This is a genomic window from Pseudomonadota bacterium, assembly GCA_011049115.1.
Lineage (GTDB): Bacteria > Desulfobacterota > Anaeroferrophillalia > Anaeroferrophillales > Tharpellaceae > DSCM01.
Genome location: DSCM01000095.1, coordinates 16753 through 28474, shown reverse-complemented (window position 1 = coordinate 28474; position 11722 = coordinate 16753). Strand labels below are relative to the sequence as shown.

Here is an 11722-nt window from a genome sequence, read left to right as displayed (position 1 = left end):
CGAATGCTTTGAAACCCCCGCCCGAAGACTCCAGGTCGGCGAAACCACAAAACGACAGCAGGAATTATACGATCAACTGGGCGTCATCCCGCCTGCCTCGTTACAATAACGCGGGAATTCAGGGTTTAAGGTAGAGCGAACTTCATGGTCTTGCGCGGCTCGTATAAAAGGTTCGAATGTGTGCAAAAGTCGTCACGGTGGGCGGACCAGGCGGTTATTGTCGAGGGCTTGCGATTATTTTAAGCTTGACAAAAAGAAGTCTGATGAGGTAAAAACCAGTGCTTATCTGTAAGCTTTCACGGGCCCATAGCTCAGCTGGAAGAGCCACCGGCTCATAACCGGTTGGTCCCTGGTTCGAACCCAGGTGGGCCCATCGATAGTGAAAATATTAACCAGTTTATATTTTTTGGCAGAGAGATGCCGTTAGTTGGAAGTCAGTTTTTATTATACCGAATATATCTTTCTGGCCGTGACGAAATGGATAAACCAGAGTCACAGTAAAACCACAAAAAAAAGTGCACCTTAAAAAGAGGTGCACTTTTTTTTGTGGTGGAGAATTTTGTCTGGGGTAAAGCATGGTTGTCTGCCGGAATCATCTGACCCACGGTGCCCTGATTGACTTTCTGGAGACCAGGATTCCTTTAGCGCAAGCCGAAACCTGGGACCATTGCGGCCTGCAGGCCGGAAGTCGGAAGTGGCCCTTGCAAGGGGTGTTGTGCGCGCTGGATTTTTCCCTGGAATTGATTGCCGAGGCCGAAGCGTTGGGAACGAATTTCATCTTTACCCATCACCCTCTTTTTTTTAAGCCTTTTTCCAGCCTTGATGTTGACGTTTTTCCAGGCTGTCTGCTTGAACGGGCGCTGGCCGCCGGCATAACGCTTTTCAGCGCCCATACTAATCTTGACAGTATCAGGGGGGGGGTGAACGACTGCCTGGCCGATCTGCTTGGTATTGAAGATCGTCAGCCTTTGCGCACGTATCGTCAAGAAGTCTATAAACTGGTTACCTTTGTTCCTGCGGCTGCGGCCGAAACTCTTGCCGGCTTGTTGTTTGCCGCCGGAGCCGGGAACATGGGAAGCGGTCTTTATTCGGACTGTGCCTTTCGTTCACGCGGAAGCGGCAGTTTTCGACCGGCTTCAGGGGCGAATCCCAGGGTGGGGAAAGTGGGTGAGCTTAATCTAGTAGATGAAATCAGGCTGGAAACCGTGGTTGACAAAGCTTTGCTGCCGGCGGTTTTGTCGGCTTTGTTCCGGGGGCATCCTTATGAAGTCCCCGCCTATGATCTTTATCCAATGGCTCTGCCCGAGCGCCATGATGGTCTTGGGCGCATAGGCTGTCTGAGGACAGAGCTGACCTTGGCGGATTTTGTGCAAGTCGTTAAGCATCAGTTGCGGGTTCCGGTGGTACGGCTTGTCGGAGAGCGCTTTTCCGGCGCAAAAGTTAAACGCGTAGCTTTGTGTGGGGGCAGTGGTTTTTCTTTATACGGCGCGGCCCGAGCAGCCGGAGCCGATCTTTATGTGACGGGTGATCTTAAGTATCACGAAGCCCGGGAGGTGCTGGACCACGGAACGTTACCGATTCTGGACGCAGGTCATTTTGCCACGGAAAGGCCGGTACTTGAAAGCATCTCGCGTTGGTGTCTTGATTTTGTGCGTCGTGCCGGAGCCCAAATCCCGGTTTTTATCTCAAGTCGGGAAAAGGAGCCCTGGTCTTATCTGTAATTCACCGGCTTTTCGCGAGAAAGTTTACCGGTTTATTCAGCCTTTGTCATCATGACATAAATATCAGGCAACCTTAATTTAGGAGGAAGATACGTTGGAAAAGCAGATGCAGCGGCTCTGGGAGCTACAGGAACTTGATGCCGAGTTGGACCAGATTCGTGATGCCCAGGAAGGTTTTGCCCCAAAGATTGAGAACATTAAGGAGGATATTGAACTGCTTGAGAGCGCAGGTCGGGAATATCAACAGGAACTTGCCGCCAAAGAAGTGGAACGCCGTGATCTTCGTGATACCGTTGAAAGGCTTAAGGGTCTGATTGCTCAGTCCAAGGAAAAAATTACTCAGATAGCCAATAACAAGGAGTATTTTGCGGTTCTGAAAGAACTCGAGCACAACCAGAAGGCTGTCGAAAAGCAAGAACTGGAACTGTCTGGACTGATTGAGGAAATCGAGTCCATTAAAGAGCAGATTGCCGATAATGACAAGGATTTGGCGGCCAAGCATCAGGAAATGGAGCTTGAAGAAAAGGAAATTTCCGATAAAATAGCTTCCCTTGAAAAAAAGATCAAAGCCGGGGAAAAGGGCCGCCAGAGTAAATCACAAAAAATAGATGAAGTTTTTCTCCGTCGCTATCAAAGGATTCGTAAACGTTTTAGAAATGCAGTCGTAGCGGCGGAGAATGGTACCTGCAAGGGTTGTAATGTCAATGTTCCTCCCCAGATTTACATTGATCTGCTGAAAGGTCATGAGATGATAAACTGTCCTAATTGTCAGCGCATCATGGTCAATCGCAAGGAGTGGGTTGAAGCTAAGGAGGCGGATCAAGAGGCTTGATTGCCGAGCGACGCTGTCCGGCGGTGAAGAGTGAAATGTAACTTTCGCTTGCGTCATTGTCGTGAGTATGGTTTTATGGGAACAAAAGACCGGAGTCGGCCGGATGACCGCCGGCGCTCGTCGCGGGTGCGGGAGGAAAGTCCGAACACCATAGAGCGGGATGCTTCGTAACGCGAAGTCCTGGCGACAGGCAGGCTAGTGCCACAGAAAATAAACCGCCCTGGCTAGTTAGGGGTAAGGGTGAAACGGTGAGGTAAGAGCTCACCAGTGCCGGTGGTGACATCGGTAGCTAGGTAAACCCCATCCGGTGCAAGGCCAAATAGGTTTCGTTTTTCCCTGCGGGGAATGGAGGCGGCTCGTCTCCGGAAAAAGGCTGGCGACAGTTTTTTTCGGCGAAACGGGTAGGCTGCTGGAGGCTGCGGGCGATCGCAGTCCTAGATGAATGGTCATCACTTCCGTTTTACGGAGGGACAGAATTCGGCTTACAGGCCGGCTCCGGTCTTTTGTTTCCTTTCGTGTTTGGCTTTGAAGTACCCTCTACGCTGAGTTCATTCTTTTTTCCCGAAAGGTCTTGTCCGCATGGATATCGCAACCTTTATCGGTATCCTGGCCGGTTTTTCCCTCATTCTCAGCGCTATTTTCCTGGGCGGTTCCTTGACGCTTTTCATCAACTTGCCTGGTTTAATGGTGGTTGTCGGCGGCACTCTGGCCGCGACCCTGTTTAATTTTCCCTTTGGTGATATTGTTACGGCTTTTAAAGCAACGCTGATTGTCTTTCTGGACAAGGAGGAAAAGTCGGAAGACGTTGTCAAAATTATGGTCAAACTGGCTGAAGTCTGCCGCAAGAAGGGCATCATGGCGCTTCAGGATGTGCGCAGCAGCAACCAGGTTCTAAAAAAAGCCTGTCAGATGATCGCCGATGGCGCCGAACGGGAAATGATTGCCAATACCCTGACCATTGAGATTGACGCTTTGCGGGCCCGGCACTACATTCCGCAGGAGATCTTTCGCAAAATGGGCAATATCTCACCGGCTTTCGGAATGCTTGGCACCTTGATAGGTCTGGTGCAGATGCTTAGTAATCTGGAAAACCCTGAGACTATCGGTCCGGCAATGTCGGTTGCCCTGCTGACAACCTTCTATGGTTCCTTGCTGGCCACCATGTTTTTTTGCCGCTTTCAGGTAAATTAAAGGCCAGGACCGCCCGGGAGGTATTGCTTCTGGAAGTCATTTTTGCGGGAGCGCAATCAATTCTGGAATCCAATAATCCCCTGATGGTCTATGAAAAACTCTCTTCCTTTCTTCCTCCGGGAACCCGTCAGGCGGTGGCGGATGAGATTTTTAAACGTGGTGCTATGGACCGGGCCGATGGCTGAAACAAGACGCGGACATTTTCAGGAGCCAGAGGACGAGGGGGCCAGCGAGTGGCTGGCGACTTTTGCCGATTTGTCTACTCTGCTGCTGTGTTTTTTTGTGCTGCTTTTTTCTATCAGCAGTATTGATAATAAAAAATTTCGTTCCATCATGACGGAAGTCCGTGTAAGTCTTGGCAACGCGGTGCCTTTAACCGCCCTGGAAGAAGAGGAAAAAGAGGAAACTAGGGGCGATGCGGTCATCAATCTGTTGCCACAGCAGAAAACCGTGGCCACAGAGCTCGAAGATATCGTCAGAGAGGAAAACCCGAAAGGTTCGATGGTGCTTGATCTCGGTGATGACGGGGCTTTGCTGCGTGTCGAGGGTAAGGTCATGTTTGAGAGCGCCTCAGCCGAAATCAATGCCAAAGCCTTTTCCGCGCTTGATAAAATTGTCAATATCGCCCTGAAATATCCCGAATACCTGCTTGATATCAAGGGTCATACCGATAACCTACCCATCAGCTCGGGGCGTTTTCTTTCCAACTGGGAACTTTCTGCGCTGAGAGCGACGACCGTGTTGCGTTACATGCTTGAGAAAGGTGTGGAAGGAGGTCGCCTGACCGAGCCGTTCCTCTAAAGGTTCGCTTGCGTTCGGTAGCTTGCGATGAAAAAACTTTCGGGGTCGAATTTGTGGAGCTGAAACCGGAGTTTCAGGAAATAATCCTGACCTATATTCGGGGCCGCGAGCTTGAACTGGTACGCGCTTTGCGGGAAACTATCCGCAAAGCCTAAATAACGCTTCTGCTTGATCTCCGCGGGCCGCTTAACTGTCGGCTGCGACGGTGTCGTGTTTGCTTTCACCTTGCTTTTGGTGAAACTTCTCTGCCAGTTTGCGCCCGAAATTAAAGGCTTCAATATTTATCTTTTCAGTCTCCCTGGGGACCCGGCGGCCGATCGCGGCGAGCAAGGCTTTGGGCGAGACGATGCCGGTGGCTTCGCAGAGTACGCCCAGAGCAACGATATTGCTGAAAATTTCACGGCCGAAGTGTTGCCGGGTGCGGGCTGAAATCGGGATAACCAGGGCGTTGCTGGTAGGAATCTGGCTGACATAGGTGCTGTCAACGATCAATGTCCCACCATTTTTGAGGTCGAAAACGTATTCGTCGCTGGCCTTTTGGCTCATGGCCAGCATGATGTCGAGCCAGGTTGCTTTCGGAAAAAAAATCGGTCCGTCGGCAATAATGATTTCGGCGCGGCTGGCTCCACCTCGGGCCTCAGGTCCATAAGACTGGCTCTGGATAACATTTTTCCCATCCAAAATCGCAGCTTCGGCTAGAATGATACCCGCCGTAATCAGACCTTGCCCCCCACTACCGGCCAGTCTGATTTCAGTTTGACTCGGTTTCGTCGCCGTGGTTTCGAGTCTGAGATTGGGCTTTTTCGATAATGGTCGCATATTGCTCACAGAATTCCGGTAACTCTTTTTTCAGCAGGATACCGGTGATAATCCTTCCCTCAAGCTCTGCCGGGCTCATCTTTTCCGCCTGACTCTTGTCGATTGCCGTTTCTTTCTGCCATTGCAACATCTCTACGGCGCCACCCTTGTGATTGAGGCGGCCGTAAGTGGTCGGGCAGTGGGTAATGATTTCCACTACGGAAAAGCCTTTATGCAAAATGGCCTGTTTGATGATGCTCTGCATTTGCAGGGTGTGATAACTGGTCGTGCGTCCGACAAAAGTGGCGCCCGCCGCCTCGACCAGGGCCGAGATATTGAAAGGTCTTTCGATGTTGCCGAGTTTGCAGGTATAAGCTTTGTCGCCATGGGGTGTCGTCGGGCTGTACTGGCCGCCGGTCATGCCGTAGATGTAGTTGTTGAAAATAATTGTGGTGATATCAATATTGCGGCGGCAGGCATGAATCAGGTGGTTGCCGCCGATTGCGGTGGCGTCGCCGTCTCCGGTGGCGACCAGAACCTTAAGCTCAGGACGGGCCAGTTTGAGTCCGGTGGCAAAAGGCAGGGCTCGACCGTGGGTGGTGTGCAGGGTGTTGAAGTCAACGTAGACCGGGGCCCGGCCGGTGCAGCCGATGCCGGAGACGAAGGCGATCATATTTTTGTCCAGCGCAAGGCTGTCAATGGCGCGCAGCATGTTACCGAGAATTATGCCGATACCGCAGCCCGGGCACCAGATGTGCGGAAATTTTTTGTTGTGACGGAAATATTTATTGACCAGTTGATGGTTGCTGATCATCGTACCATCCCTTTGACCGCCTTGATAATTTCGTCAGGGGTAATGACGGTGCCGTTGACCCGGTTTAGTTTCTCAATCACGGCCTGGCCGGCGTTAACCCTTAATATTTCGCGGTAAATCTGGCCCAGATTAAGCTCAGGAATAAGAATCGTTTTCAGTTGCGGCAGGTAGCGCTCCAGGGCAAAACGAGGGAAAGGCCAGAGGGTGCCGAGCTTGATGAGTCCGATTTTGAGCCCCGCTTCACGCAGTTGCGCGAGGGCGGACCTGGCGGAGAGCGCCATGCAGCCGTAGGCCACGATCGCATGTTCCGCATCCTCCATCATTTCGTAGTCGACCAGGCATATTTCCCGAAAACCCCGCTCAATCTTTTTGAAAAGTCCGCTGATGTTATCCTGCGCCTCATTGGGCCTGGTGGTGGGAAAGCCTTTGCTGTCATGCACCAGCCCGGTGATGTGGTAGCGGTAGCCGTCGCCGAAGGCGGCCATCGGCGCCACTCCGGCAGCGGATCGTTCATAGGGTTGATACCATTCCGGCGGCATATTGGGTTGTACCCGGTTGATCCGTTCGACCAGCGAAAAGGGGGGCAGGCTGACCCGGGCTCGCATGTGGGCGATTACTTCATCCATCAGCACGATTACCGGGTTGCGATACTTTTCGGCCAGATTCACGGCCTTTATGGTGTAATGGAAGGCCTCTTCGACGCTTGCCGGAGTCAGGACGATGATGGGATGATCACCGTGGGTGCCCCAGCGCGACTGCATGACGTCCCCCTGGGAAGGGCTGGTCGGCATGCCGGTCGACGGGCCGCCGCGCATGACATTGACGATGACCAGGGGGATTTCAGCGATGCAGGCGAAACCCAGATTTTCCTGCATTAAGGAAAATCCCGGTCCGGAGGTTGCGGTCAAAGCCTTGCAGCCGCCGATCGAAGCTCCGATAATGGCCGCCAGGCTGGCGATTTCGTCTTCCATCTGAATAAACCGACCCCCGCTTGCCGGCAAACGGTCGGCCAGGATTTCCGCAATTTCAGTCGAAGGGGTAATGGGGTATCCGGCGAAAAAACTGACTCCGGCCGCCAGGGCGCCCTCGGCCACCGCTTCATTGCCCTGGATCAGTCGGTAAGCGGATTGGGTTTTCATGCACCTTTCTCTCCGGTCGCGGAAATAGTTCGGCCTTCCTCGACATTGATGGCGAAGTCAGGGCAGCGCAGCTCGCACATATGGCAGGCAATGCAGTTTTCCCGGGACTGAACGTAAACCTTACGGTCCTGATCCATGGCCAGAACCTTTTTGGGGCAAAAAGCCACGCAGATTCCACAGCGCTTGCACCAGTCCGAGAAAATTGTAATTTTCGGGTAATCATGGTTCTGCAAATCTGTAGGTCTTTCTTTGAAGGCTGCCATCGGTTTTTTCGAGGATGTTCCTGAAACAGAGATATGTTGAAAATTGAATACACCGGTTTGCTATTTTTTGTCAAGGACCTTTTCCCGCTTGCAAAAAGTTCGTAAAATTGCTAGGTCATACCTAGTTGGTAAAATAGGTGGTTAGCATGAGGTTGAAGACATGCGGAGTTTAATTTCAAGACCTGGAGTTTGCGCGCGCCTGTTTTTGATCATCCTCCTGGTATTCCTTTCCTGGTTCCTTGTTTGTCTGAAGGAACGGTCTTTTGCCAAAGAGAGCGGCAAGCGGATTGCGGTGCTGGCTTTTGCTCCGGCTTTTCTGAAAGCATATGATGGGTTACGGGATGGCCTGAAGGCGTTGGGGTACCAATCCGGCTTAAATATTAATTTTAAGGTTTACAGCCTGGATCATGATATGCGCCGGCTGGCCCTGGTGCTGGACGAAGTTCTGCAGGGGGATTGCGATCTTATCTATACAGTGACCACCTCGGTGACCATGGGGGTGAAAAGCTATCTCAAATCCGCCGGTTCAGAAAAACCGGTAGTTTTTACGGCGGTTGCCGATCCCGTGGGTTCCGGGGCGGTCGCCGATCTGCGGCGCCCCGCTTCCAACCTGACCGGGGTCAGTCATCTTTCGCTGGAACTGCTTCCCCAGCGTTTGCTGTTTTTCAAAAAAGCCTTTCCCTCTTTGCGGCGGGTAGCGATTTTCTACGATGCCGACGAAGAAATCTCGCTGACTTCTTTTCATGATGAGGATTTTCGTCAGGCCGCGCTTGATTGTCGGATTGAGCTGGTGGCTTGCCCGGTTCACAATCTACAGGAATTGCATGAGGCTTTTCGCGGTTCGGCGGTGCAGACCACGGAAGGCATCTTTATGTTGCCCGATGCCCTTGGAGTTGCTTTTTTCAAGGAACTCCTGGATTTTTCCCGGCGTCGGCGGATTCCTTTGATGGTGGTCGATAATATGTTGCTGGAGATTGGTGGAGTCATGGGCTACAGCCCCGATTTTTACGGGGTGGGACAACAGGCCGCGATCATGGTTGATTATATCTTGCAAGGGGGCGCTCCGGGTGAAATCCCGGTGCAGAACCCGGATCGGGTCAAACTGGTGGTTTCCCTTCGGGAGCTTCAGGCTTTGGGGCTTGCGGTCAACGAGGAGATTCTCCTGCAGGCGGATGAGGTTCTGCGATGAAGGTCAAGTTCTCGCTTTACCAAAAATTTTTCTTTGGTTTTCTACTGGTGGCGACCCTGCCGATTCTGTTGGGGACAGGAATCTTCTATCTCAGTCTGCAGGAGCATTTGGAAACCGAGGTCGGACGGGTCAGCCGGCTTCGCGCTGAAGCGGCGGGGAAAGAACTGGGCTGGTATCTTGAGGAAATCAATCGCAGTCTGACCTTTTGCGCCGGTCAGTATCTGTTTTCCCGCGATAATGGTAAGCTTTTGGCGCGGGCCTACCATCAGCACCCGGCAATTCACAAACTGGCGGTTGTCGATTCAGCTAATCGTGTGGTCGAGGCTCTGACCCGTCACGGTTATCTTCGTCCGGGAGAACCTTCTCCTCTGTCGGCTTTTCAGGCCGCTTTTCCCGAGGGGAAAAAATTATTTTTCAGTCAATGGCGTTTGGAGCCTCAGCTGGTTTCCCTGTATCCGATCTTCTCCCCGAGCAGCGGTCGCCGGCAGGGTTATCTTTTCGCGGAGCTTGCCCTGAAAAAGCTGTTTCTTTCCTTTCCCCGCCAAAACCAGGGCGACAACGAGCTTTTTCTTGTCAATCTGGAGGGCGAGGTGGTGGCTCATGCCGATATCACTCATGTTCTGAAAGGAAGTCGGGCTGAGCAATTCGCGCCGGTTGCCGAAGTCATGGGCGGCGCTTCCCTGGCTATGAGTAGATACATCAATTTTGGTCGCAAAATGGTTCTCGGAGTGGCCGCAAGGATTGAGGGGCTGCCTCTGATCGTGGTGAGTGAGATTCCGGAGGCCCAGGCCTATGCTTTGACGCATGCCTTGCGGGGTACATTTTTTGGCATCTTTTGCCTGACTCTGGCTTTGATCATGTTGGGCAGCTGGTATCTTTCCCGGTCCATGACCAAGCCCATAGAAAAGCTGTACCGGGCCAGTGAGAAGATTCGCGGGGGGGTTCTGGAGCCGCTTGACGACGACTTTCCCGCCGATGAAATCGGGGCCTTCGCTCTTTGTTTTAATCAAATGGTGACCGCGTTAAAAAAGGATCGCGAGCTGCGGACGGCGGCGGAAAATAATCTTCGGGAAAGTGAGAGCCGGTATCGCATCATTGCCGATTACGCGTATGACATGGAGTGTTGGCGTGATCCCGAAGGGAAGTTCATTTATGTTTCCCCTTCCTGTAAGCGCGTGACCGGCTATGGGCCGGAGCGCTTTTATACCAACCCTCATTTCATGAATGAACTGATTCTCGCGGAAGATCTCGGTGTTTTTCTTGAGCATCGGCATGAAGTTATGGGAGACGGCGCGATTAAGCCGATAGAATTTCGCATTCGTCACCGGGACGGTTCGGTGCGCTGGTTGAACCATATCTGCCAATTGGTAAGTGAGCCCGGCGGCAAAGCCCTCGGAGTGCGCGGCAGTAATCGCGATGTTACCGCCCGCAGGCTGGCCGAGGAATTTTTGGCGGTGGAAAGAGAGTATCTGGCCGTGACTTTGCGAAGTATCGGGGATGGCGTCATCACCAGTGATAACGCCGGGCGGATCACGCTGCTCAATCCGGTTGCCGAAAAACTGACCGGCTGGAGACAGACGGAAGCGGCGGGGCTTCTGGTGGGGGCGGTTTTTCAGATCATGGACGAAGACAGTCAATTGCCGCGGCCTTGTCCGGTACTCCAGGTTTTGTCTGGAAATCACGAGGTTGACTTGTCGGCTCGAACCCAGCTGGTAGCGCGTTCCGGTGAGAAAATCGCTGTTGCTGAACGCGCCGCACCGATTCTTGGCCAGTCGGGAAATCGGCTGGGGGTGGTGCTGGTTTTTCGAGATATCAGGGATGAAAAGAAATTACAGCAGGAGCGTTTCCGCCGGGAAAAACTTGAGGCCGTAGGGGTGCTTGCGGGAGGTATCGCGCATGACTTCAATAATTTGTTAATGGCCTTGCAGGGCCGGCTGGATCTGATCAGGATGTCATATGGTCTGGGTTTCGCGAAGGTCGAAAAACATCTGGAAGAGGCGGAAAGGGCTATCGCTTCGGCGGAAGCCCTGGCTCGCCAGCTGTTGACCTTTGCCAGCGGCGGGATGCCGGTTAAGACGGCGGTCGATCTGACTCGGTTGGTCAAAGAAGCGGTGGAATCTATTCTGCATGGTTCTCAGGTGCAGGTTGAATATGAGGTTCCTTCTGCTCTCTGGGAGGTCGAGATTGACAGCGGTCAGATCGGCCAGGTGATTTATAACCTGATCACCAATGCCAGGCAGGCGCAGGGGGACCAGGGGCTTATCCGTATAAAATTGAGCAATACGGAGTTCTTTGCCACGCCGCCTGCGGGTCTGTCGCCCGGACGCTACATCGAAGTGGCGGTCGGCGATCAGGGTTGTGGTATTGACCCTGAGCTGGTGCCGAATATTTTCGCCCCTTATTTTGCGACCAAGGAAGGCGGTGGTGGTCTGGGTCTGGCGACCTGCTACTCAATCATCGCTAAACATGGCGGTATTCTGAAGGTTGAATCTCAGGTCGGGGTGGGTACGACGTTTATTTTTTATCTGCCTTCATCGGATTTACCGGAAAAGAAAAATTCAGCGGTCAGTCTGAGTCTGCCTGAAAAAACAACTCCGGCGGTCATCCGTGGTCGGGTGTTGGTCATGGATGATGAGGCGGCGATTCGAGAGGTCGTCAGTGGCATGCTGGAGTTGTTGGGTTATGATGCGGTTACGGTACCCGATGGCGAGTCCTTACTTAAGGTTTACCGTAAGCTGGCTCCCGGAGAGAAGTTTACGGCGGTACTGATGGACCTCTCGATTCCTGGGGGCATGGGCGGCCGCGAAGCGGTCAAGCGGCTCCGGGAGCTGGACCCGCAGGTTAAAGTCATTGTCTCGAGCGGCTATTGTCAGGACCCGGTCATGGCCGATTTCAGGGCCTATGGTTTTGACGGCATGCTGGCCAAACCGTATCGGGTGGAAGCTCTGCGGTCCATGCTGGCGGATTGAATTTT

The 11722-nt window shown here is 52.9% G+C and carries 9 protein-coding genes, 1 tRNA gene, 1 other RNA gene and 1 pseudogene; 8 read left to right on the top strand and 4 right to left on the bottom strand.

The features are described from left to right. Window positions 1-300 precede the first annotated feature (300 nt). The 6 genes and pseudogenes from ENN66_08200 (at window position 301) to ENN66_08175 (ending at window position 4545) form a co-directional block, all read left to right on the top strand. Window positions 301-373: transfer RNA gene (locus tag ENN66_08200), tRNA-Met, on the top strand. Window positions 374-575: 202 nt separating this feature from the next. Beyond that, window positions 576-1721, top strand: coding sequence for a Nif3-like dinuclear metal center hexameric protein (locus ENN66_08195; GenBank protein ID HDS16568.1), 1146 nt, complete (start codon window positions 576-578; stop codon window positions 1719-1721). 94 nt (window positions 1722-1815) lie between these two features. Continuing rightward, complete coding sequence (locus ENN66_08190) at window positions 1816-2553, top strand: hypothetical protein (protein ID HDS16567.1); 738 nt, start codon at window positions 1816-1818, stop codon at window positions 2551-2553. A gap of 91 nt (window positions 2554-2644) precedes the next feature. After that, window positions 2645-3054: RNase P RNA component class A (gene rnpB, locus ENN66_08185), an RNA gene on the top strand. 78 nt (window positions 3055-3132) lie between these two features. Next, window positions 3133-3929: pseudogene (locus ENN66_08180) on the top strand (motility protein A). Continuing rightward, window positions 3835-4545 carry a hypothetical protein gene (locus ENN66_08175; GenBank protein HDS16566.1) on the top strand — a complete coding sequence of 237 codons (711 nt, stop codon included), beginning with the start codon at window positions 3835-3837 and terminating at the stop codon, window positions 4543-4545. The pseudogene ENN66_08180 and the gene ENN66_08175 overlap by 95 nt, the downstream one beginning before the upstream one ends. A gap of 186 nt (window positions 4546-4731) precedes the next feature. Here the strand turns inward: ENN66_08175 and ENN66_08170 are convergent, their stop codons facing one another. The 4 genes from ENN66_08170 to ENN66_08155 are packed head-to-tail and all read right to left on the bottom strand — an operon-like array spanning window position 4732 to window position 7559. Next, window positions 4732-5364, bottom strand: coding sequence for a 2-oxoacid:ferredoxin oxidoreductase subunit gamma (locus ENN66_08170; protein HDS16565.1), 633 nt, complete (start codon window positions 5362-5364; stop codon window positions 4732-4734). After that, the gene (locus ENN66_08165) at window positions 5297-6154 is read right to left on the bottom strand and encodes a 2-oxoacid:ferredoxin oxidoreductase subunit beta (GenBank protein ID HDS16564.1); all 858 of its coding nucleotides are present in this window, start codon (window positions 6152-6154) and stop codon (window positions 5297-5299) included. The genes ENN66_08170 and ENN66_08165 overlap by 68 nt, the downstream gene beginning before the upstream one ends. Next, a complete protein-coding gene (locus ENN66_08160; protein HDS16563.1) occupies window positions 6154-7296 on the bottom strand; it encodes a 2-oxoacid:acceptor oxidoreductase subunit alpha in 1143 nt (380 codons plus the stop codon). The genes ENN66_08165 and ENN66_08160 overlap by 1 nt, the downstream gene beginning before the upstream one ends. Next, a complete protein-coding gene (locus tag ENN66_08155) occupies window positions 7293-7559 on the bottom strand; it encodes a 4Fe-4S dicluster domain-containing protein (protein ID HDS16562.1) in 267 nt (88 codons plus the stop codon). The genes ENN66_08160 and ENN66_08155 overlap by 4 nt, the downstream gene beginning before the upstream one ends. Before the next feature lie 160 nt (window positions 7560-7719). Between ENN66_08155 and ENN66_08150 the strand changes: the two genes are divergently transcribed. Together ENN66_08150 and ENN66_08145 are read left to right on the top strand one after the other, a co-directional pair. Next, entirely contained in the window at window positions 7720-8748 is a 1029-nt protein-coding gene (locus ENN66_08150) for a hypothetical protein (GenBank protein ID HDS16561.1), read from the top strand. Continuing rightward, on the top strand, window positions 8745-11717 hold the full coding sequence (locus tag ENN66_08145; protein HDS16560.1) for a PAS domain S-box protein: 2973 nt from the start codon (window positions 8745-8747) through the stop codon (window positions 11715-11717). Before ENN66_08150 ends, ENN66_08145 begins: the two co-directional genes overlap by 4 nt. Window positions 11718-11722: the final 5 nt, after the last annotated feature.

Bases quoted from the DNA above. Each gene is read 5' to 3' on its own strand.
- ENN66_08155 (HDS16562.1), bottom strand. From the start codon at position 7,559: ATGGCAGCCTTCAAAGAAAGACCTACAGATTTGCAGAACCATGATTAC.
- ENN66_08160 (HDS16563.1), bottom strand. From the start codon at position 7,296: ATGAAAACCCAATCCGCTTACCGACTGATCCAGGGCAATGAAGCGGTG.
- ENN66_08145 (HDS16560.1), top strand. From the start codon at position 8,745: ATGAAGGTCAAGTTCTCGCTTTACCAAAAATTTTTCTTTGGTTTTCTA.
- ENN66_08195 (HDS16568.1), top strand. From the start codon at position 576: ATGGTTGTCTGCCGGAATCATCTGACCCACGGTGCCCTGATTGACTTT.
- ENN66_08175 (HDS16566.1), top strand. From the start codon at position 3,835: ATGAAAAACTCTCTTCCTTTCTTCCTCCGGGAACCCGTCAGGCGGTGG.
- ENN66_08150 (HDS16561.1), top strand. From the start codon at position 7,720: ATGCGGAGTTTAATTTCAAGACCTGGAGTTTGCGCGCGCCTGTTTTTG.
- ENN66_08170 (HDS16565.1), bottom strand. From the start codon at position 5,364: ATGCGACCATTATCGAAAAAGCCCAATCTCAGACTCGAAACCACGGCG.